This window comes from Micromonospora phaseoli, from assembly GCF_900109115.1.
Classification (GTDB): Bacteria; Actinomycetota; Actinomycetes; order Mycobacteriales; family Micromonosporaceae; genus Micromonospora; species Micromonospora phaseoli.
The window spans coordinates 597,779-618,324 of record NZ_FNYV01000003.1 but is presented as its reverse complement, the minus strand read 5'-3'; the positions used below and the strand labels follow the sequence as shown (position 1 = coordinate 618,324).

Below are 20,546 nucleotides of genomic sequence, written 5' to 3'. Positions count from 1 at the left end.
CGGGTCGTTGACTCAGGGGCAGGTGCCGGGGGTGGGGCCGAGGTCGTCGCTGGCCGTGGTGGCCTGCTTGCCGCAGGCGATGGTCGCGCGCAGCGCGTCGGCGCGACGCTCGACCGATTCCAGCAGGACCAGCGACTGCGCGGTGCGGACCCGGTCCGCTCGGGAGCCGGTGTCCACGATCGCGTCGAGGGAGCGCCGCTGCCGGGTGAGGAAGGCGTCGACCGCGTCCAGCGCCGCGGGATCCGAGCGCTGGGCGGCGGCTCCGGTCAGCAGGCGTACCCCCTGCCGGGTGTCCGCGTCCATGTCGTCCAGCACTGCCCGGTATCCGGCACCGTTGCCCCGCAGCGAGGACGCCTCGGCCAGGCGGGTGCGGGCGAAGTCGAGGAAGAGCTGGCCCCGGCTGATCTCGGAGCTGGTGAGCGCCAGCTGGGCTCGTTCGGTGCCGCGCTTCATCCCGTACAGCGCGTCACCGGGTACGGCGTTCTCGCTGGCGGCCGAGATGCCGGAGAGAGCGATGGCGCCGCCCGCGATGCCGACCAGGATCGCGCCGCGGGCGCGGGCCCGGCGGGCGGTGACGGCCGGCAGTAGCGAGCCCCGTCCGGAGGTCGCTTTCTCCGGTGCCGACGCGGCGGCGGGTGCAACACCGATGCCCTCCCGGACGGCGGTGGCCAGCAGCATCGCCCGCAGGCCGGTCCGGAATTCCGGATCGACCTCGGCCGCGGGCGGGTTGGCCCCGAGCCGCTGACCGAGCATGACCAGCGGCGCGAGCTGGTCGTCGTCCCGCGATCGGACGTGATGGCGCCGGCCGCCGTTGGCTTCGTCGAAGAGCTGCGCGAAGCGCTCGGCGCGCCGGCGGGAGAAGAGGGCGTTGTCCACCGTGGCACCTCCTCTCGCTGGGCGCGGCCGGTTGGCCGCGTTTACCGCCAGCGACCGATGACCTCGTGACACCGCGGCGAAGGCCGTCGTCGGCTCCGTCGCAGGTCATCCGGAGGGCCCGGGTGTTCCCGGCCTGTTACCGGTCGCACCCGGAAAAACGCGCCAAACCGGGGGCGGGTTACGGGCGGGCCGGTGTCGAAAATTACGCAAAGTGATCGCTTTCCGACCATGAGGTGGGCCGGGTCGCCAGGTGCGGCGGCCGATGGCGGCGACTGTGCCGGTGTCGGCGCTACGGCTGGAAGCCGTCCGGAAGCAGCCGAGCCAGGGCGCGGACCGCCCGGTACTGCAGCGCCTTGATCGCGCCCTCGTTCTTGCCCATCGCCCGGGCCGTCTCCGCCACCGAGAAGCCCTGCAGGAAGCGGAGCACGATGCACTCCTGCTGCTCGGGATTGAGGCGTTTGACGGCCGTCAACAGCGCGACGTTGGTGATGTGCTCCACGACGGCCGCTTCCGGGCTGCCCTCCGGACCGCGATCCTCGCGGTCGGCGTCCAGCACATCGCCGGTGGTCACCTCCAGCCGGTACCGGCCGGACTTGAAGTGGTCGGCGACCAGGTTGCGGGCGATGGTCACCAGCCAGGCCCCGAGGTCGCGCCCCTGCCAGGTGAAACTGCCGATCCGCTTGAGGGCGCGCAGGAACGTGTCGGAGGTGAGGTCCTCGGCGAGTTGGCGGTTGCCGACCCGGAAGTAGACGAAGCGGAAGACGGTGTCGACGTAGCGGTCGTAGATCAGTCCGAATGCCTCGGCCTCACCGGCCTGGGCGCGTTCGACCAGGGTCCAGACCTCGGTGGCCGGATCGGACGGGTCGGGTCGGCTCGGGAACCCGGTGGACGTGTCGGCCGGGCTGGTCACGGCCGGGAGCACCGCGGTCTCGGTGGTCGACACCTCGGTGACCGGTGCGTCTCCGCTGCGTCGGGCCTGAGCCGGCATCGTCGGCCGGCTGGGGGAGGCGACCCGACCGCCGGCGGGTTTGGCGTTCCCGCCCGGCACCGATGGTCGATGTGGTGGCTCGTTCTGGTGTGGCCGGCTGCCCACCCGCCGCGCGGCGCTCTCGCCCCGGACGGTGAGGTTGCCCGTCGTGTCCTGCGGGCCGTGGACGCCGCCGCGCTCGTTGACCGGGTTGCGGGCGGCCGGACCGGTCAGGCCGACCGGGCGCTCCGCGAAGCCGAAGGCGGTCATCGCGCCGCCTCCGTTCCCTCGGTCGTCGCCGCGCGGGCGACGACCGACTGCCCGGGCGGGTGACCGTCGGGCAGAGCGGCGGCGGGATGTGCCGGCGGGCGGCAGATCCCCTTGAGGTGCTGGTCCAATGCGCTCAACGGCACGGGGGCCTCCTCGGGCTGAGGGGTGTCGACTCACGGCAAATGGGGTGAGCCGACCCGAGTGATGATAGGGCCAACGTCACCCGCGCGTGGCAAGTCCGTTACACAGGGCCAAAGTATTTCCCGACGTGTCGCACACCTGGCGGACCGCTTGTCCGTCGGGTGTGGTTGACAATCGAGCGCCCGGCTGTTCCGTGGTGGAATCACTGTTAGCCCTGCTGGGGGCCGGGATCGACCAGCTGTGGCCGGGGTCGCTGGAGGTCGGCCGAACGCCCCGGTCCGACACTGGCGGCGATGCCGCACCGCGTCCGTCCCGCACCGTCGGTGACCCTGCGGAAGTTCCGTGTACGGGACTGTGTTCCGCCGTCGCCGGACGGTTCGCGGACGGGCGTGACGGACCACGACGCCGACCGACGGCCGCAGGGCATGGCCGGGCGGGTCACGCTGTGCCAGACTCAGCCACCGTGCAGGACCCAGACTCAGCCATGGTGCAGGACCCAGACGCAGCCAGCGGGCCCAACCTCGCCGACCGTCTCCGTCGGGCGGCGCGGCTGCACGCCGGCAAGCCCGCGCTGCACTGGCAGGACCGGACGATCACCTGGTCCGAACTGGACGTGGCGGTGACCGGGACGGCTCGGGCGTTGGCCCAGGCGGTGTCGGACGTGCCGGCCACCGAACCGCCGGCCCGGGTCGCCGTGGCGTTGCCGAACTCGCCGGAGTTCGTGATCGGCCTGCTCGGCGCGCTACGGGCCGGGTTGACGGCGGTGCCGGTGAACCCGGGCCTGACCGCGCGCGAGCTGCGGCACGTCCTGGTCGACTCGGGCGCGTCGGTGCTGATCGGTACCGAACGGATCCGCGACCTGCTGGCCAGTGCGGATCTGCCCGCGTTGAACACGGTGCACACCACCCCGCCCACGGCCGCCGGAGAGCAGGCGTTTCCGCTGCGGCGCGCCGACGACCTGGCGATGCTGCTCTACACGTCGGGCACGTCGGGCTGGCCCAAGGGGGCGATGCTCTCGCACGGCGCGCTGGCGGCCAACCACGAGCAGATCGGCCGGATCGCCCCGCCGGTGGTCGGCCCGGACGACACGGTACTGCTGGCACTGCCGCTGTTTCACGCGTACGGGCTGAACACCGGACTGGGCGCGGTGATCCAGCATGGCGCGACCGGTGTGCTCGTGGACGACCCCGGTCCGGAGGCGGCGCTCGCGGAGATCGCCCGGCACCGGGTCAGCGTGCTGGTCGGCGTACCGTCGATGGTGCAGGCCTGGTCCCGGGCGCCCGCCGACACCCTGGTCGCGGCGATGGCCGCGGTGCGGGTCGTGGTCTGCGGCGCGGCGCCACTGGAACCGGCGGACGCGGCGCGTTTCGCCGAGGCCGCCGGGCGGCCGGTGCACATCGGGTACGGCCTGACCGAGACCGCGCCGGTGCTCACCTCGACCCTGGTCGGCGGGGAGCCGAAGGCCGGCTCCATCGGCCGGCCGCTGCCCGGGGTGCAGGTGCGGCTGGTCGGGGCGGACGGGGTCGAGCAGTGGCGCGACGGTGTCGCCGCGCCCGACGACGACCCGGACGAACTGGACCTCTCCGATCCGGCCTCCGGCACCGACCCCGGTCAGGTCGTGGTGCGGGGACCGAACCTCTTCTCCGGTTACTGGCCGGACGGCATGGGCGGGGCGGACGCCGACGGTTGGTGGGCCACCGGTGACGTCGCGTACGCCGACGCCGACGGGGACCTCTACCTGGTCGACCGGCTGGGCGAGTTGATTCTGGTCAACGGCTTCAACGTGTACCCGCACGAGGTGGAGCTGGTGCTCTCGGCGCATCCGGCGGTGGTGGAGTCGGCGGTAGTGGGCGTGCCGCACCCGCGGACCGGGGAAACTGTGCGGGCGTACGTGGTGCCGGTGCCGGGGGCCCGGGTGACCGGCCCGGAGTTGATTGCTCACAGCGCGCGTAACCTGGCCAGATTCAAGTGCCCGACCGGTGTCGAGTTCGTCGACGTCCTACCGCGTTCGGCGATCGGGAAGGTACGCAAGACCCTGCTCCGGCCGCGGCCGGACGCCGCCGACTGGGTACTGCCCACCGTGCCGTCCCCGGCATCCCCACCCGAGACCGAGCAGCCGGCACCGGCCGGCACGACGGAGGAGACCGATGCGTGAGCCCCGCCTGACCCTGATCACCCGACCCGGCTGCCACCTGTGCGAAGACGCCAAGGCGGCGCTCGACCGAGTGGTTGCGGTCACCGGCGACCGGTGGACCGAGCGGGACGTCAGCGGCGACCTCGAACTGGAACGCGAGTACGGCGACCGGCTGCCGGTGGTGCTGCTGGATGGCAAGGAGCATGGGTACTGGCGGGTCGAGGAGGAACGACTGCTGCGGGATCTGACCACCCCGCAGCTCTGAGGTGTCTGGATAGGGTGCGGCGATGACCCCTGCGCGCACCCACCTGGTGTGGGACTGGAACGGCACCCTGCTCAACGATCTCGACTTGGTGGTGGCCTGCACCAACGCGGTGTTCGCCAGCGAGGGCGGGCCCACGGTCACCGCGGACGAGCACCGGGTCCGGTTCCGCCGGCCGATCGCGGACTACTACGCGGAGGTACTCGGGCGGGCGGTGGACGACGAGGCGTTCGGCCGGCTGGACCGGGTCTTCCATGACGCGTACCGGGTGGGGCTCACCACCTGTGAGCTGGCCCACGACGCCGTCGACGCGATGTCGGCCTGGCCGGGTACCCAGTCGCTGTTGTCCATGTGGTTCCACGACGAGCTGGTGCCTGCGGTCCGGACGTACGGGTTGGCCGGACGATTCGCCCGGGTGGACGGGCTGCGGGCGCAGGTCGGCGGCGACCGCAAGGCGGAGTCGCTGGCCCGGCACCTGGACGAGTTGGGCGTGGACGGCCGCTCGGTGGTGCTGATCGGCGACTCGATCGACGACGCCGACGCCGCGCTCTCGGTCGGCGGTCGGGCCGTCCTCTACGCCGGCGGCTTCACCGACCAGGCCCGTCTTGAGGCGTCGGGACACCCGGTCGCCGAAACCCTCACCAAGGCCGTCCACCTGGCCCTCACCTTTCCCCTCACCCCATCGCCACCCGCCACCTCCCGTTGACCATGAAATCGGCGCGGTGCCGCCCGGCCGGCCCGGGCAGCAGCCTCATGATCAACCGCAGTGGAGGCGGTGGACGGGCGCGTGTGATTGGTCAGAGAAGTCGGAATTGAGTCATAATCGCGCGGTGGTCGGACAGGGGATTTGTCGATCTTGCGAGATGGAGGGGCTGGTGGGGGCGCGGGACGTGCCGACAAGATCGCGATTTGTGCACGTCTTCACAAGCGCCTACTCTGTAATTCCGACGCGCCCTGCTAGCACAGCCGGCAATATCGGTCGCCAGCGGGAGTCCCGAAATGGCCGACCGGTGGAGTTGGTCGAGGATCGCACCGCACGGAGTCTCATGAGTCAGCACCGTCACCCTGGCGCGCCCGGCCGCGCCGGTGCCGTACCGGCGCTCCCGGACCTGCCCGAGGCGACGGTCGCCCGGCTCCCCGAGTACCTCCGTGCCCTGCACAATCTCGCCGAAACCAGTCACGAAACGGTTTCCAGCGAAGGGCTGGCCAACGCCGCCGGGGTGAACTCGGCCAAGCTCCGCAAAGACCTCTCCCAGCTCGGCTCGTACGGCACCCGGGGCGTCGGCTACGACGTGGCGCTGTTGATCGACCAGATCGAGTACGTGCTCGGCCTCACCCAGCGCCGGGCCGTGGCACTGGTCGGCGTGGGTAATCTCGGTCACGCCCTGGCCGGCTACGACGGCTTCGCCGGCCGTGGTTTCCGGATCGCCGCTCTCTTCGACGCCGACCAGGAACGGGTGGGCGAGGAGATCAACGGCCTGATCGTCCGGCACGTCGACGAGCTGCCCCGGGTGGCGGCCGAGGAGTCCATCGCGATCGGCGTCATCGCCACTCCCGCGGCGGCTGCGCAGCGGGTGGCCGACCAGCTGGTCTCCGTCGGTGTGACGAGCATCCTGAACTTCGCGCCGTGCGTGCTCTCGGTCCCCGAAGGGGTCGACGTGCGCAAGGTCGACCTCGCGATCGAGCTGCAGATCCTGTCGTTCCACGAGCACCGCAAGGCAACCCTGACCGCGCTCCCCGCGGCCGGTGGGCCCGCCCTCACCGCCCTGCCCGGCGGTCTCGCGGTCACCGAGAGCCAGGAGGCGATCGGCACGTGAAACTCATCGTCGTCGGCGCGTCCTACCGCACCGCACCGGTCGCCACCCTGGAACGGCTCGCGGTGCCTCCCAGCGGGCTCGACCGCACCCTGGACCGCCTGGTCACACAGCCGTACGTGAGTGAGGCCGTCCTCGTCTCCACCTGCAACCGGGTGGAGGTCTACGCGGCGGTGTCCGGCTTCCACGGTGGTCTCGGTGACATCTGCGCCGTCCTCGCCGAGCAGGCCGGTTGCCAGCCGGCCGCGCTGGCCAACCACCTCTACGTGCACTTCGACTCGGCCGCCGTTGATCACGTCTTCCGGGTGGCCGCGGGCCTGGACTCGATGGTGATCGGCGAGGCGCAGATCCTCGGTCAACTTCGGGACGCGTACCACTGGGCCAGCGGTGCGGACACCGCGGGCCGGCTGCTGCACGAGTTGATGCAGCAGGCGCTGCGGGTCGGTAAGCGGGCCCACTCCGAGACCGGCATCGACCGGGCCGGCCAGAGCGTGGTCACCGCCGCGCTGGGGCTGGCCGCCGGCCATCTCGACGACGACCTCACCGACCGTCCCGCGCTGGTCGTGGGAGCCGGGGCGATGGGCTCGTTGGGGGTGGCCACGCTGTCCCGACTCGGCGCCGGCCCGCTGACCGTCACCAACCGCAGCACCGACCGGGCCGTCCGGCTCGCCGAGTCATACGGCGCTGGCGCGCGACCGATGGCGGAGCTGGCCGACACGCTCTCCACGGTGGACATCGTGGTGGCCGCCACCGCGTCGACCGAGCCGGTCCTCACCCGCGAGGTGGTCGCCGCGGCGGTGGCCGGACGCGACACCCGACGCGGGCCGCTGGTCCTGCTCGACCTTGCCGTACCGCGCGACGTCGGCCCCGGAGTGGCCGAGCTGCCCGGCGTCGAGGTGATCGACATCGACCGGATGGTGGAGCTGCTCGCCGACGGTCCGGTCGCCGCGGATGCCGCCGCCGTCGAGCGGATCGTGGCCGGCGAGGTCGAGTCCTTCCTCACCTGGCTGCGCGGCGCCGACGTGGCACCGACCGTCGCCGCCCTGCGCGGCCGGGCGGACGACGTGGTCACCACCGAACTGCGTCGGCTCGCGCAGCGCCGTCCCGACCTCACCGACGACCAGCGCGCCGAGGTGGCCCGTACCGTGCACCGGGTGGTCCAGCGGCTACTGCACCAGCCGACCGTCCGGGTCCGTCAACTCGCCGCCGAGCCCGGCGGCGACCAGTACGCGGCCCTGCTACGCGAACTGTTCGATCTCCAGGTCCCGCAGACCTCCCCGGTCGACACCGTGCCCGACATCACCCCACCCATCGGAGGTGAGCGATGAGCGAGCGGCAGCGAGCGAATCGTCAACCCAGTGCCGTCACGAGCGCCCCGCTGCGCCTCGGTACCCGCGGCAGCAAACTGGCGATGGCCCAGTCCGGGCAGGTCGCCGACGCGCTGACCGCCCGCACCGGACGTCCCGTCGAACTGGTCGAGGTGGTCACCGCCGGTGACCGCTCCAACGCCCCGGTGCACCGGCTCGGTGTCGGCGTGTTCGTCTCCGCGCTGCGTGACGCGCTGGTAGCCGGGACGATCGACTTCGCCGTGCACTCGTACAAGGACCTGCCCACCGCGCCCGCGCCGGGGCTGCACATCGCCGCGGTGCCGCAGCGGCAGGACCCGCGCGACGCGCTCGTCGCCCGGGACGGGAAGACGTTGGCGGAGCTCGCTCCCGGCGCGAGTGTCGGCACCGGCGCCCTGCGCCGGATCGCCCAGCTGCACGCGCTGGGCCTGCAACTGTCGGTCACCCCGATCCGGGGCAACATCGACACCCGGCTGGGCCGGGTGCTCGGACCGGAGGCCGACCTGGACGCGGTCGTGCTGGCCCGGGCGGGTCTGGCCCGCATCGACCGGACCGACGCCATCACCGAGACGCTCGACCCGATGATGATGCTGCCGGCACCCGCCCAGGGTGCCCTGGCGGTGGAGTGCCGGGCCGACGACCCGGACCTGGTCGAACTGCTCGCCCTGCTCGACGACGCACCGTCGCGCGCCGCGGTCACCGCGGAGCGGGCGATGCTGGCCACCCTGGAGGCCGGATGCTCCGCCCCGGTCGCCGCCTACGCCGAGGTCGCGGAAGGCGACACCGGCGATGAGATCTACCTGCGCGGGGCGGTGATCAGCCCGGACGGCACCCGCGAGATCCGGCTGTCCCGCACCGGTACGCCCGCCGACGCGGCGGAGATCGGCAAGGCACTCGCCACCGAACTCCTCGAACTCGGCGCCGACTCGATCCTCGGCCCGCAAGCACACGACGGCCTGGGGACCCAGCAATTTGGGAGCACAGAATGACCCGCACCCGTAAGCCCGTAGGCCGGATCGCGTTCGTCGGGGCTGGACCCGGCGACCCGGGCCTGCTGACCCGCCGGGCGCACGACGCCCTGGTCGACGCCGACCAGGTGGTGTACGACCGGGGGGTCCCCGAGTCGTTGCTCGACGTCGTCCGTGCCGAAGCCAGGCAGGACGCCCAGTTCACTCCGGCGGAGGGCGCGCCGGGCGACGTGGCGAAGGTGCTGATCTCGGCCGCCCGTTCCGGGCAGAACGCGGTGCACCTGGTTGCCGGCGACCCGTTCGGCCACGACTCGGTGGTCAAGGAGGTCCAGGCGGTGGCGCGTACCGCCGCGCACTTCGAGGTGGTGCCCGGGGTCGGGCAGGCCGAGGGAGTGGCCACCTACGCGGGTGTGCCGCTGCCGGGCGTGCGTACCGCCGCCGACGTCGAGGACGTCAGCACCCTGGACTTCGACGCGCTGGCCGCGGCGGTGCAGCGCGGTTCGCTGGCCCTGGCGGTCGACGCCGGTGACCTCGCCGCGATCCGCGACGGGCTGCTCGCCGCCGGGGTGGATGGCAACACCGACGTCGGGGTGACCGGAGACGGCACCGGCGAGACGCAGTACACCACCACGTCGAGCGTGGATTCGTTCGTCGCGGCGGCACTCGGCTTCACCGGTCGGGTCGTGCTGACCGTCGGTGCAGGGGTGGGCCAGCGGGACAAGCTCAGCTGGTGGGAGAACCGCCCGCTGTACGGCTGGAAGGTGCTGGTGCCCCGCACCAAGGAGCAGGCCGGTGCGATGAGCGCCCGACTGCGCGCCTACGGGGCGATCCCGTGCGAGGTGCCGACGATCGCGGTGGAGCCGCCGCGTACCCCGGCCCAGATGGAGCGGGCGGTCAAGGGCCTGGTCGACGGCCGGTACGCCTGGACCATCTTCACCTCGGTGAACGCGGTACGGGCGGTCTGGGAGAAGTTCGGCGAGCACGGCCTGGACGCCCGGCACTTCGGCGGCGTGAAGATCGCCTGTATCGGCGAGGCGACCGCCGACGCGGTCCGCGCCTTCGGTATCCAGCCGGAGCTGATCCCCGCCGGGGAACAGTCCTCCGAAGGGCTGCTGGCCGAGTTCTCCCCGCACGACGAGGTACTCGACCCGGTCGGCCGGGTGCTGCTGCCGCGCGCCGACATCGCCACCGAGACGCTCGCCGCCGGGCTCACCGAGCGCGGTTGGGAGGTCGACGACGTGACCGCGTACCGGACGGTACGCGCCGCTCCGCCGCCCGCCGAGATCCGCGACGCGATCAAGTCGGGCGGGTTCGACGCGGTGCTGTTCACCTCGTCGTCCACGGTCCGGAACCTGGTCGGCATCGCCGGCAAGCCGCACGCGCGTACAGTTGTTGCCGTCATCGGGCCGAAGACTGCGGAGACGGCGACGGAGTTCGGCCTGCGGGTCGACGTGCAGCCGCCGCACGCCTCGGTCCCCGATCTGGTGGAGGCGCTCGCCGGCTACGCCGTCGAGCTGCGGGAGAAGCTCGCCGCGATGCCGGCGAAGCAGCGCCGTGGTTCGAAGGTGCAGGGGCCGACCGCGCTGAGGTTCCGGTAGTCGCACGTTGTTGCGGTAGTCGTCAGGGAGGGCCCATGCCGTACCCCGAGATCCGACCACGCCGGCTGCGCCGCACCGCGGCGATGCGGCGGCTGGTCTCCGAGACTCGTATCGACCCGGCCGAACTGGTCGCGCCGATGTTCGTCAAGGAGGGGTTGACCGAGCCGCGGGCGATCGCCTCGCTGCCCGGTGTGCTCCAGCACTCGCGTGACTCGCTGCGCAAGGCGGCGGTGGAGGCGGTGCAGGCCGGCGTCGGCGGGATCATGCTGTTCGGGGTGCCGGCCTCGCGTGACGAGCGCGGCTCCGGCGGTACCGACCCGGACGGCATCCTCAACGTCGCGATCCGTGACGTGGTCTCCGAGGTGGGCGACGCCAGCGTGGTGATGAGCGACCTCTGCCTGGACGAGTTCACCTCCCATGGGCACTGTGGTCTGCTCACCCCGGCCGGGGAGGTCGACAACGACTCGACCCTCGCCGCGTACGCCGAGATGGCGGTGGCCCAGGCCGCCGCCGGGGTGGCGGTGGTCGGTGCGTCCGGGATGATGGACGGCCAGGTCGGGGTGGCACGCCGGGCGTTGGACGCGGCCGGACACACCGACGTGGCCGTGCTGGCGTACGCCGTCAAGTACGCCTCGGCGTTCTACGGCCCGTTCCGGGACGCGGTGGAGTCGGCGTTGGAGGGGGACCGGCGCACCTACCAGCAGGACCCGGCGAACCTGCGCGAGTCGCTGCGCGAGGTCGCGTTGGACGTCGCCGAGGGTGCCGACATCGTGATGGTCAAGCCCGCCCTGCCGTACCTCGACGTGGTCGCGGCGGTCCGCGCCGCCGTGGACGTCCCGGTCGCCGCCTACCAGGTCTCCGGCGAGTACGCGATGGTCGAGGCGGCCGCCGCCAACGGGTGGATCGACCGGGACCGGACGATGCTGGAAACCCTCACCTCGATCCGCCGCGCCGGTGCCCAGATCATCCTCACCTACTGGGCTGTCGAGGCTGCCCAGCTGCTCCGCCAGCGCTACTGAAGCGGTCCAGGTGCGGGTGGCCAGGTACGCCGATGTTCCGCCGCCTCCGGATCCCCGAACCTGGTACCGGTACTGAAGGTGCCCCGCCGACGGCTCAGCGTCCGGCGTCGAGCCGGTGGACCAGGTCGGCCACGTCGACGCTGTACTCGCACCAGTCCCGATCGGTCTGGTAGCCAAGCTCCGCATTGACCTTGAGCATCGCCTCGTTGGCCTGGGCGTTCCAGGTCTGCACCTCGGTCAGCTGTGGCTCGGCCGAGCGCAGTTCCAGCAGCATCCGCGCCTTGATCGCGCGGTCGATCCCGTAGCCGCGGTGATCCTGCACCACGATGGTGTCGTACTGGTCGGCCCGGGTCGGGTGCTGGGCCGGGACGACCACCTCGGTCAGGCCGGCCACCTCACCGGTCTGCTCGTGCAGGGCGAGCACGATGTACGGCGTCATGCCCCGTCGATGCAGGCAGTCGAGGCTGTCCCGCAGCCGCTGCGGATCGTACGAGCTGGGCCGCAGCTCGCCGTCCTCGATGTCCCGGATCTCCGCCTTGGACCGCGCGTACGCCTCCATCAGCTCATCCGGCGGCCCACCGGGGTGGAACTGGATCTGATAGCCGGCGGCGACCTCGGTGGACATGCCGGCCAGCTCGGACCAGTCGACGCCGGAGAGGTCGAGCACGCTGCGGGTCTCGACGTATTCCCGGCTGAAGCCGAGCGACTCGTAGAAGGCGACGGCGGGAGTGTCGCCCACCACCTCCACCCCGATCGACTCGAAGCCCTCCTGGTAGACGCGGCGGGCGGCGCGTAGGACGAGATCACGGCCGAGCCCGTTGCGCCGGAAGGCTGGATGGACCAGCACCTCCAGGACACCGATGTTGCCGAGCAACAGCACGTGCACCTGGCCGAGGATCGCACCGGAGGTGCCGTCGGAGGCCGGTTCCTGCTGGGCCACCCAGGAGATCCGCCGTTCGCCCGGCATCACCTCGGCGAGGTATTCCCGCAAGGAACTCTCCCGCCACGGCGGATCCTGCGGAAGATCGGCCGCCAGGACCGCGTTGAGCGTGTCCAGCAGCGACGCGATCTCGGCGGACGACGCGGTCCGGGGGTCCCACTCGCGCACCATCACCCGTCTAGCTTGCCGTCAACGGCAGCCTGGGGGAAGTGTCCAGTTCTCCAATGTGCGCGGCCGATCACTTCACGTGCGGCTCGCCTGTCCGTACCGGTTCGCGGCATCGAAGACCTCCTGGGCGTACCTGCGGACGTCGTTGTACGACAGGATGGCGTTCCACCAGTCACCTGGGATGGTGAGGTTGCGGCCGCCCTTGCAGAGATACATGCCGGCGGCCAGCGCGGCGTCGTGAATGTTGTGCGGGTCCTTGCGGCCGTCGTTGTCGGCGTCGGCACCGATCTCCTGCCAGGTGGTCGGGATGAACTGCATCGGGCCGACCGCCCGGTCGTAGGTGGTGTCGCCGTCCATCTCACCCCGGTCGGTGTCGGCGATCCGCATCCGGCCACCCTGACCGTCCAGCGGGAGGCCGATGATCTCCGGGACCGCCCGGCCGTCCGCGCCGAGCCGGGCGTTGTTGGCCTGGCCGTGGCGGGACTCGACCAGGCCGATCGCGGCCAACGTGGTCCAGCTCAGGGTGCAACTGGCGTTGGTCTCGGCGAGCACCAGCTCGGCGTATCCGTACGCCTGCATGGCGACCGGGTCGATGCCGATCTTGGTGCCGACCTCACGCGCCCAGCCGGCCAGAGCGTCGGACGGACGCCCGCCGACCGGCGCCGTGCCGCCGGGCAGGCCGGTCGGCGTCGCGCCGGGTGCATGCGTCGCGGTGGGTGGCGGAAGGTCCCCGAACGGCGGTGCCGTGCCGGCGGGCGGGAGACCTCCGGGTGCCTCGGCGGTGGTGTCGGCGGAGGCGTCCGCCGCCACCGGGCGCGGTGCGCCCAGCGTCGCCGGAACCAGCAGCGCGCCGGCCGTGGCGGTCACCGCGACCAGGGCGAGCAGGAAAACCCCGGGCAGGGCGAGTCGTCCGCTGGGCCGCCGCGACCAGTCGCGGGTCGCCCGGGCTGCGGCGCGTGGCCCCGGCAGACGTACGGCGTGTGCGAAGCGCACCCGGCGGCGCCGGGCTACCGGCGTGGACCCGTCCGGCGTGGACTCGTCTGGCGAAGTGCCGTCCGGCGTGGACCCGACTGGCTTGGACCCGTCTGGCTTGGAGCCGTCCGGCACCGGCCCGTCCGGCGTGGGCCCGGTGCTCGTCGTGACAGCCTCGGTCGCCTTGGTCTCCGGCGTGGGCTCCGTGCTCGCCGTGACAGCCTCGGTCGCCTTGGTCTCCGTGGCGGCCGCAGGAGTAGTGGCGGCCGCAGGCGCAGTGGCAGCCGTGGGCGCGTTCGTGGCCGGTGCGCCGGAACCTCGCGAGGGCCGACGCTGCCGGGGCAGCCTCTTCGCCGGTCCGACCGGGTCGACGCCGTCACCGGCGGGCGGCGTGGCCGGTCGGAGGGGCCGAAGGGTCGTGCGCTCTTCGCCGTCTGCCACCCGTTGAGTATCACCCATGTCGGCGCGAACGTCAGGTCCGGTCGTACCCTGATGCCATGCCCCGGTACGAGTTCCGCTGCCGCGCCTGCGGCGACACCTTCGAGGTCAACCGTCCGATGGCCCGGGCCGGCGAGCCGGCTGCCTGCCCGCAGGGACACTCCGACACGGTCAAGCTGCTCTCCACAGTCGCGGTGACCGGCCGAGGTGGTGGCCTGCCCGGTGGTGCGCCCGCCCCCTCCGCCGGTGGCTGCTGCGGCGGTGGCTGCGGCTGTTGAGGCTGGTCCGACACCGTCGCGGGTGGTGGGACGGATGATGCCGACCCTGTCCGGACGCAGGGTCCGGTGGCACCTTGGGTCGGAGTCTCGGCCGGCCGTTCTCACGATGCGTGATGATCTGGTTTCGGGAAGTATGAAGCCGAGGCTAGGGGGGAGGTTCCACGCATGTCGCCACGGATCCACCTCCCGACCGGCTGGGTGACGTTCGTCTTCACCGACATCGAGGGCTCCACCCGGTTGGCCCAACTGCTCGGTCCCGGCTACCGGCCGGTGCTGGCGGAGCACCGGCGCCTGCTGCGTCGGACGATCGTGGCGACCGAGGGGGCGGAGCTGCTCACCGAGGGTGACTCGTTCTTCCTGGCCTTCGGTGACGCCGGCGCGGCGCTGACCGCCTGCCTGACCGCTCAGCGGGCGCTGGGCGAGCACGACTGGCCGGCGCCGGAGGCGGTGCCCCGGGTGCGGATGGGGCTGCACACCGGGTGGGCGGAGCCGCGTGACGGCGAGTACGCCAGCCCCGAGGTGCATCGGGCGGCCCGGGTGGCCGCCGCCGCGCACGGCGGGCAGGTGCTCTGCTCCGCCGCCACCGCCCACCGCGCCGAGCCGTTGCCGGCCGGCGCCTCCCTGCTCGACCTGGGACTGCACCGGTTGCGGGGCTTCGACGACCGGGAACGGCTCTTCCAGCTGGTCGCCCCCGGGCTGGAGCTGCAGTTCCCACGGCCGCGCACCGCGGACGCGGTGGCGCACAACCTGCCGATCCAGGTCACCTCGTTCGTCGGCCGGCAGGCCGAGCGCGCCGAGCTGAGGCAGCTCGTGGCCCGGCACCGGCTGGTGACCGTGCTCGGCGCCGGTGGGGGCGGCAAGACCCGGTTGGCAGTGGAGCTCGCCACCGATCTGGTCGAGGAGTATCCGGACGGCGTCTGGTTCGTCGACGTCGCCGTGGTCACCGATCCGGGGCTGGTCGCCTTCGCGATCGCCGCCGTGCTCGGGCTGCGTCCGGAGCCGGGCCGCCCGATGGTCGACACGCTGGTGGAGTACGCCGCCGCCCGCCGGATGCTGATCGTGCTCGACACCTGTGACGCGCAGCCGGCAGCCTGTGCCGAGGCGGTGTCCCGGCTGCTCGCCGGCGGTGGCGGGGTGCGGGTGCTGGCGACCAGCCGGCAACCGCTGGCGCTGCCCGGCGAGGTGGTGTGGCGGATTCCGCCGCTGTCGGTCGATCCGCGGCCCGACGGGACCGAGAGCGACGCGGTCGCCCTGCTGGCGGACCGCACCGCGGCGGCCCGCGGCGGGCGGCAACCCGATCCGGCCGAGTCGGCCGACCTGCGTCGGGTGGTACGGCGGTTGGACGGGTTGCCGCTCGCCATCGAACTGGCCGCGGCCCGGCTGCGGGTGCTCTCGGTCGGGCAGCTCGCCGAACGCCTCGACGACATGCTCGGCACGCTCGACGCCGGCCGGGACGATCCACAACTGCCGCCGGTCGACCGGGGTCACACCGGCAACCAGCGGGACACCGTGGACCTGGTCGCGGCGGCCACCGGTGCCAGCCCGCCGACTCCGGCGACGCGGGCGGTGCTGCGCTCGGCGGTCGAGCGCCACCTGACCATGCAGGCCACGGTGACGTGGTCGTACCGCACCCTCGGGCCGGGTGCCGCGCGGTTGCTGCGCTGGCTGGCGGTCTTCGCCGGCCCGGTGGACCTGCCGACGGTGGAGTGGCTGCTCGGCGACGATCCGCTCGACCCGCTCTCGGTGCTGGTGGACAAGTCCATGGTGCTGGCGGAGCCGCATGCCGCCGGCTGCACGTACCGGATGCTCGACCCGATCCGGGCGTACGCGGCCCGCCGGTTGGCGTCGGCCGGCGAGGAACAGGCCGCCCGTGACCGGCACGTGGCCTGGTCGGAGCACGCCTTGAGCCGGGCGCACCTCGGCCCGGACGGCCAACCGGCGACCCTGTCGCTGTACGCGCTCGACCCGCTCGCCGGTGAGCTGCGCGCTGCGCTGCGCTGGTGCGCGACGGGCGGCAGCGCCCGTGCGGGCCTGCGACTGGCCGGTGGACTGGACCAGTGGTGGCGGGAGCGTGGGTTGGCCAGGGAGGGGCGGCTCTGGCTGTTCCGGTTGTACGGCCGCCTCGCCGAGACGGGCGAGGCGGTTCCGGACGGTGAGCTGGCGGCGGCGTACCACATGCACTCACTGCACGCCGGGGGTGACGGAGAGTTCGCCGAGGAGCTGCGTTACTCGCAGCGGGCCGAGGCTGCTGCCCGGCAGGCCGGGGATGCCGGCCTGCTGGCCCGGGTCCTCGCCGGGCGCGCCGCGCCCCTGGTCGACATGGGGCAGTTCGCCGAGGCGGAGCGGGTCAGCCGGGAGGTCATCGACTGGTCGCACGACCAGGGAGTCGACTCCGAGGCGCTGTTCGCGGTGTTCCGGCTGGCCGAGTTGTTGTGGCGGCGGGGTGCGCTGGACGAGGCGGCCGAACTGCTCGGCGCGGCCCGGCCCGTGGAGGCGTCCCGCCCGGTCGATCGGGGGCGGCGGTCGGTGGACATGCTGCTGGGCATGGTGGCGCTGGCCCGGGGCGACCTGGTGGCCGCGCACGAGCACCTGCTGGTGGCGTTGCGGTCCCGGATGAACCACGGCTTCCATGGGCGCGCCTGCGACACGTTGAACGCGATCGCGGTGCGGTGCGCTGCCGGCACCCAGCCGCTGACCGCCGCCCGGCTCTTCGGTGCGGCGCAGGCCACCCGGGCGGGCCTGCGATCCACTCCCGGCATCTATGACGCCTACTGGACCGAGCAGCAGACGGCGCTGCGGCTGGTGCTGGGCGACGCCACCTTCGACGAGGCGTACGGGGAGGGTGCCGAGCTGGGGCTGGACGAGGCGGTCGCGCTGGCGCTCGGCGTCGAACATCCCGACCTGGCTGCTGATTCCGCGCGCTTCGCGGCCCGAGCGGGCCGGTCCGCGCCCCGCCAGCCGGCCACCGTCGACCGTCACACCGAGCACGCCTGACGAGCACCGGACGCCCGGCCGGGGTGCCGGCCGGGCGTCCGTCGGGGATGTGGTGCTCAGGCGCGGCGCTCGGCGTCGGCCTTCATCCTCGCGGCCCGGTCGATGTCGGACTGCTGTACGGCGGCGACCGATCCGAAGATGGCGACCGCCTGGTAGTAGGTCCAGGCCAGGCTGGTGCAGGCGGGCCGGACGACGGAGTTGTATGTGGCGCAGACCCGCTTGAGGTCCTCGTAGAAGGCGCTGTCCAGGCGGGACTTGTTGGCGCTGAACTGGCCGACCGCCTTGTAGTTGCGGTAGCCGAAGTCGTGCCGGGCGCAGGAGTTGGAGAACTTGAACCCGAGCGGGTTGTCGGGGCTGGACGAGCAGTAGTCGGTGGACCAGTCGAAGTTGTACTCGGCCCACGGGGCCCGGTTCTGCCGGGCCGAGTTCCAGGCGTTGTAGCTGCTGGCGCTGGTCTGGGTCCAGCTGGAGAGCACGGACAGCTTCTGGGCGGGAGTGACGGCCGCCGTGGCGGGGGAGGCCACGGCGAGCGCGGTGAGCAGCGCGAGTACGCCCGAGGTGAGCAGGGTGGCGAGACGTTTGGGCATGGTAATACCTCCGCGGGGTGTGCGGTTGGCCAGTAGTTACCGGTGAGTCACCGGACGCGGATCAGTGTCGATCAATGCCCTGACGATGTGGTGTAACCAACGAGAAATATTCGTGACCTGTGCTGAAACAGACGAATGCCCTGGACATCGGAGGTGTCCAGGGCATTCACCTGTTCCTCGGGGCGACGATCGGTCAGCGGACGAAGCGCGGCGGACCGGCCGGGCTCTCGTTGCCGGTGCGATCGAGGGCGGTGACGACGTAGGTGTACCGGCGACCCTGCTCGGCCGTCGGGTCCACCCAGGACTGCTCGGCCCCCGGCCGCGCCCGCACGGTCTCGACCAGGTGGGTGGCGTCGGCGAGAGCGCACCCGATGATCGCCCGGATGCCGTCGAGCCGGTGGATCGCGTACGACGTGGCGGTGCCGAGCGGCCCGACGCCGTTGGCCGGCTGTCGCCAGCGCAGGCGTACGCCCTCGGCATCCCGCTCGGCGGTGGTGATCACCGGCGGCAGCAGCCACCCCGCCGGCAGCTGCGGCATCGCCGGCACCAGCGCCGGGCGCGAGTAGTGCTCCGCGGCGTAACGATCGGTCGCGCCGAGCCGGTTCGCCCGCACCTGCACCGCCGAGAAGTGGACGTTGCCCAGCACCTGCGGGTACGCGCGGTTCAACGTCAGGTGGTCGGAGAGTTCGTCCGGGTTCATCCAGTACGACCCGTACGCCGGATCCCCGCTCTTGTAGTCGGCCTGGCCGATGTAGAGCTGCACCCGGGTGCCCCGGACCTGCTCCGCCCACCACGGCACCAGCCGGGCATAGTCGGCGGCCGGGTACTGGCCGATGTACCAGTAGAGCTGCGGCACCACGTAGTCGATCCACTCCTGCTTGACCCACTTACGGGTGTCGGCGAAGACGATGTCGTACGACTGGCTTCCCGTGGTGTTCGAGCCGAGCGGATCGGCGGCGGCGTTGCGCCAGATGCCGAAGGGGCTGACCCCGAACTTCACCCACGGCTTGACCGCCTTGATCCGGGCGCCCATCTCCTTGACCAGCAGGTTGATGTTGTCCCGCCGCCAGTCCGCGCGGTCGGTGAAGCCGCGGTGGTGCTCGGCGAAGGCGTCGTCGTCGGGCACCTGATGGGTGCCACTGGGGTATGGGTAGAAGTAGTCGTCGAAGTGGACCGCGTCGATGTCGTACCGCCGCACCGCGTCGAGCATCGCGGTCTGGACGAATTCGCGTACCTCCGGAATGCCGGGGTTGTAGTAGAGCCGGCTGCCGGCGACGCCGGCCGGCGGGTAGGCGAAGCTCCACTCCGGGTTCTCCCGCGCCGGGTGGCCAGGGGCCAACTGGTCGAGATCCGCCCCGGCGCCGCCCGGTGCCGGCATCGAGACCCGGTACGGGTTGAACCAGGCGTGGAACTCCAGGTTGCGCTGGTGCGCCTCGTCGACCAGGAAGGCGAGCGGGTCCCAACCGGGATCCGCGCCGCGGATCCCGGTCAGGTACTCCGACCAGGGCTCGTGCGGCGACGGCCAGAAGGCGTCGGCGGTCGGGCGGACCTGCACGACCACCGCGTTGTGGTTCAGCCCTTCGGCGAGGTCGAGCAGTCGGCGGTATTCGGCCTGCTGGACGGCGATCCGGTCGGGGCTGCTCTGTGAGCCCTTGCTGGGCCAGTCGATGTTGGTGACGGAGGCGATCCACATCGCCCGGAACTGGCGCTTCGGGGTGGCCGGATCGGTGACGCAGGTGGTGGTGTCCGCGACGCCGGAGGTGGCGCTGGTCGGTGTGGCGCCGGCAGGGGTGGCGGCGACGAACGCGCCGAGCAGCGCCGTGGCCAGCGCGGCGGCGCCGAGTCGAGATGCCTTCATGCGGTGTGTCCCTTCGTCGGGGCTCCCGTGGCAGGGGGCGCGGCAGTGCGGCAACATTCGCCGTCATCACTCTGCCGTCAGAAGGAAATTTTCACACCGGGCGGGCTTGGCGCAAGACCTGCCGCCGCCGCGCCGCTCGCGGGCGCGCCCAGGGCGCTGAGGGCTAGTCGAAGAAGCGCGCCAGGTGGGTGGCGGATGGGCCGTCGTCGTTCGGCCCCAACGGGGTGAGGTCGGCGAAGATCGACGCGCCGTCGGTGCCGGCGTGCAGCGGGTACCAGCGCGGTGTGCCCGGTGGGCGCATCACGCAGACGCCCTTGATGGTCTGCACGTCGAGCAGCCGGACGTGGGTCGGGTCGGCCACCGCGTTCACATGCCCCCACCAGGGGCTCATCACGTGCAGCACACCGCCCGGTCGGAGCACCCGGTGGCACTCGTCGACCAGCGGAAGGAAGTCGATCAGATGCTCCAGGATGTGCACCGTGAACAGCACGTCGACCGAGTCGTCGGCCAGCGGCAGGGAGCCGGAGAGGTCGGCGACCGCGTCCACCCCCGGAGCGGGGAAGATGTCGAGCCCGAGATTGCCCGGCCACTGCTTGGTGCCGCCGCAGCCGAGGTCCACCACCACCGGCTCGCGTCCACCGACCCGGACCCTGGCCCAGACGCCGAAGACCCCGGCCAGCTGGCCCACCCGTTCGCGTACCAGCCGTAGCTGTGCCGGCTCGTCGACCTCACCGGTCAGGTGGGCGACGCCCCGGTCGAAGCGGACCTCGACCCGCAGCGGGCGCAGCCGCTCGTCGTGGCGGACCTGATCCAGCCACGCCCCGGCGAGGAAACCGTCTACCGCCCGCAGCCGCTCGCCGGAGGGCGGAGTGTGTGCCAATGCGACCATGCGGGCCACCTCCGGCCGGCCCGTTAC

Annotated in this window: 18 protein-coding genes; 10 read left to right on the top strand and 8 right to left on the bottom strand. The window is 72.3% G+C overall.

The genetic code is table 11. The features are described from left to right. Nucleotides 1-12: 12 nt before the first annotated feature. The 3 genes from BMY89_RS11105 to BMY89_RS30330 all read right to left on the bottom strand — a co-directional run bounded on the left by BMY89_RS11105 (nt 13) and on the right by BMY89_RS30330 (nt 2,256). A complete protein-coding gene (locus BMY89_RS11105; RefSeq protein ID WP_092378917.1) occupies nt 13-876 on the bottom strand; it encodes a DUF5667 domain-containing protein in 864 nt (287 codons plus the stop codon). A gap of 289 nt (nt 877-1,165) precedes the next feature. Further along, nucleotides 1,166-2,113, bottom strand: a complete 948-nt coding sequence (locus BMY89_RS11100; protein WP_092378914.1) for an ECF subfamily RNA polymerase sigma factor, BldN family — start codon at nt 2,111-2,113, stop codon at nt 1,166-1,168. Beyond that, on the bottom strand, nt 2,110-2,256 hold the full coding sequence (locus BMY89_RS30330; protein WP_170147627.1) for a hypothetical protein: 147 nt from the start codon (nt 2,254-2,256) through the stop codon (nt 2,110-2,112). The genes BMY89_RS11100 and BMY89_RS30330 overlap by 4 nt, the downstream gene beginning before the upstream one ends. A gap of 482 nt (nt 2,257-2,738) precedes the next feature. Between BMY89_RS30330 and BMY89_RS11095 the strand changes: the two genes are divergently transcribed. The 8 genes from BMY89_RS11095 (at nt 2,739) to hemB (ending at nt 11,395) form a co-directional block, all read left to right on the top strand. Continuing rightward, nucleotides 2,739-4,409, top strand: coding sequence for an AMP-binding protein (locus BMY89_RS11095; protein WP_092378910.1), 1,671 nt, complete (start codon nt 2,739-2,741; stop codon nt 4,407-4,409). Continuing rightward, nucleotides 4,402-4,653 (top strand): glutaredoxin family protein, encoded by a 252-nt coding sequence (locus tag BMY89_RS11090; RefSeq protein WP_092378906.1) that lies wholly within the window; start codon nt 4,402-4,404, stop codon nt 4,651-4,653. The genes BMY89_RS11095 and BMY89_RS11090 overlap by 8 nt, the downstream gene beginning before the upstream one ends. 22 nt (nt 4,654-4,675) lie before the next feature. Beyond that, nucleotides 4,676-5,356: an HAD family hydrolase gene (locus tag BMY89_RS11085; RefSeq protein WP_092378903.1), complete on the top strand. Its 681-nt coding sequence runs from the start codon at nt 4,676-4,678 to the stop codon at nt 5,354-5,356. A gap of 340 nt (nt 5,357-5,696) precedes the next feature. Next, complete coding sequence (locus BMY89_RS11080) at nt 5,697-6,467, top strand: redox-sensing transcriptional repressor Rex (protein ID WP_092379320.1); 771 nt, start codon at nt 5,697-5,699, stop codon at nt 6,465-6,467. After that, the gene (locus tag BMY89_RS11075; protein ID WP_092378900.1) at nt 6,464-7,792 is read left to right on the top strand and encodes a glutamyl-tRNA reductase; all 1,329 of its coding nucleotides are present in this window, start codon (nt 6,464-6,466) and stop codon (nt 7,790-7,792) included. Before BMY89_RS11080 ends, BMY89_RS11075 begins: the two co-directional genes overlap by 4 nt. Continuing rightward, the gene (hemC, locus tag BMY89_RS11070; protein ID WP_092378899.1) at nt 7,789-8,799 is read left to right on the top strand and encodes a hydroxymethylbilane synthase; all 1,011 of its coding nucleotides are present in this window, start codon (nt 7,789-7,791) and stop codon (nt 8,797-8,799) included. The genes BMY89_RS11075 and hemC overlap by 4 nt, the downstream gene beginning before the upstream one ends. Next, nucleotides 8,796-10,376 (top strand): bifunctional uroporphyrinogen-III C-methyltransferase/uroporphyrinogen-III synthase, encoded by a 1,581-nt coding sequence (locus tag BMY89_RS11065; protein ID WP_092378896.1) that lies wholly within the window; start codon nt 8,796-8,798, stop codon nt 10,374-10,376. Before hemC ends, BMY89_RS11065 begins: the two co-directional genes overlap by 4 nt. 35 nt (nt 10,377-10,411) lie before the next feature. Continuing rightward, nucleotides 10,412-11,395, top strand: a complete 984-nt coding sequence (hemB, locus tag BMY89_RS11060) for a porphobilinogen synthase (protein ID WP_092378893.1) — start codon at nt 10,412-10,414, stop codon at nt 11,393-11,395. Between the two features lie 94 nt (nt 11,396-11,489). Here hemB and BMY89_RS11055 read toward each other — a convergent pair whose 3' ends face one another. Further along, entirely contained in the window at nt 11,490-12,506 is a 1,017-nt protein-coding gene (locus BMY89_RS11055; protein ID WP_092378889.1) for a GNAT family N-acetyltransferase, read from the bottom strand. A 72-nt stretch (nt 12,507-12,578) separates the two neighbouring features. Continuing rightward, entirely contained in the window at nt 12,579-13,916 is a 1,338-nt protein-coding gene (locus BMY89_RS11050) for a lytic transglycosylase domain-containing protein (RefSeq protein ID WP_092378886.1), read from the bottom strand. Between the two features lie 56 nt (nt 13,917-13,972). On the opposite strand from BMY89_RS11050, the gene BMY89_RS11045 reads away from it, so the two are divergent. After that, entirely contained in the window at nt 13,973-14,191 is a 219-nt protein-coding gene (locus BMY89_RS11045) for an FmdB family zinc ribbon protein (protein WP_092378882.1), read from the top strand. A 165-nt stretch (nt 14,192-14,356) separates the two neighbouring features. Next, entirely contained in the window at nt 14,357-17,185 is a 2,829-nt protein-coding gene (locus tag BMY89_RS11040) for an ATP-binding protein (RefSeq protein ID WP_092378879.1), read from the top strand. A gap of 56 nt (nt 17,186-17,241) precedes the next feature. Here the strand turns inward: BMY89_RS11040 and BMY89_RS11035 are convergent, their stop codons facing one another. The 3 genes from BMY89_RS11035 to BMY89_RS11025 all read right to left on the bottom strand — a co-directional run bounded on the left by BMY89_RS11035 (nt 17,242) and on the right by BMY89_RS11025 (nt 20,519). After that, nucleotides 17,242-17,772, bottom strand: coding sequence for a phospholipase (locus BMY89_RS11035; protein ID WP_092378878.1), 531 nt, complete (start codon nt 17,770-17,772; stop codon nt 17,242-17,244). 193 nt (nt 17,773-17,965) lie between these two features. Then, complete coding sequence (locus tag BMY89_RS11030; RefSeq protein ID WP_092378875.1) at nt 17,966-19,630, bottom strand: glycoside hydrolase family 10-like protein; 1,665 nt, start codon at nt 19,628-19,630, stop codon at nt 17,966-17,968. A 163-nt stretch (nt 19,631-19,793) separates the two neighbouring features. Further along, on the bottom strand, nt 19,794-20,519 hold the full coding sequence (locus BMY89_RS11025; protein WP_092378872.1) for a methyltransferase domain-containing protein: 726 nt from the start codon (nt 20,517-20,519) through the stop codon (nt 19,794-19,796). Nucleotides 20,520-20,546: the final 27 nt, after the last annotated feature.

What these genes read in the sequence shown, in the direction of transcription:
- BMY89_RS11100 (WP_092378914.1), bottom strand. Translation starts at nt 2,113, where the DNA reads ATGACCGCCTTCGGCTTCGCGGAGCGCCCGGTCGGCCTGACCGGTCCG.
- BMY89_RS11095 (WP_092378910.1), top strand. Translation starts at nt 2,739, where the DNA reads ATGGTGCAGGACCCAGACGCAGCCAGCGGGCCCAACCTCGCCGACCGT.
- BMY89_RS11090 (WP_092378906.1), top strand. Translation starts at nt 4,402, where the DNA reads ATGCGTGAGCCCCGCCTGACCCTGATCACCCGACCCGGCTGCCACCTG.
- BMY89_RS11085 (WP_092378903.1), top strand. Translation starts at nt 4,676, where the DNA reads ATGACCCCTGCGCGCACCCACCTGGTGTGGGACTGGAACGGCACCCTG.
- BMY89_RS11080 (WP_092379320.1), top strand. Translation starts at nt 5,697, where the DNA reads ATGAGTCAGCACCGTCACCCTGGCGCGCCCGGCCGCGCCGGTGCCGTA.
- hemC (WP_092378899.1), top strand. Translation starts at nt 7,789, where the DNA reads ATGAGCGAGCGGCAGCGAGCGAATCGTCAACCCAGTGCCGTCACGAGC.
- BMY89_RS11065 (WP_092378896.1), top strand. Translation starts at nt 8,796, where the DNA reads ATGACCCGCACCCGTAAGCCCGTAGGCCGGATCGCGTTCGTCGGGGCT.
- hemB (WP_092378893.1), top strand. Translation starts at nt 10,412, where the DNA reads ATGCCGTACCCCGAGATCCGACCACGCCGGCTGCGCCGCACCGCGGCG.
- BMY89_RS11055 (WP_092378889.1), bottom strand. Translation starts at nt 12,506, where the DNA reads ATGGTGCGCGAGTGGGACCCCCGGACCGCGTCGTCCGCCGAGATCGCG.
- BMY89_RS11045 (WP_092378882.1), top strand. Translation starts at nt 13,973, where the DNA reads ATGCCCCGGTACGAGTTCCGCTGCCGCGCCTGCGGCGACACCTTCGAG.
- BMY89_RS11040 (WP_092378879.1), top strand. Translation starts at nt 14,357, where the DNA reads ATGTCGCCACGGATCCACCTCCCGACCGGCTGGGTGACGTTCGTCTTC.
- BMY89_RS11035 (WP_092378878.1), bottom strand. Translation starts at nt 17,772, where the DNA reads ATGCCCAAACGTCTCGCCACCCTGCTCACCTCGGGCGTACTCGCGCTG.
- BMY89_RS11030 (WP_092378875.1), bottom strand. Translation starts at nt 19,630, where the DNA reads ATGAAGGCATCTCGACTCGGCGCCGCCGCGCTGGCCACGGCGCTGCTC.
- BMY89_RS11025 (WP_092378872.1), bottom strand. Translation starts at nt 20,519, where the DNA reads ATGGTCGCATTGGCACACACTCCGCCCTCCGGCGAGCGGCTGCGGGCG.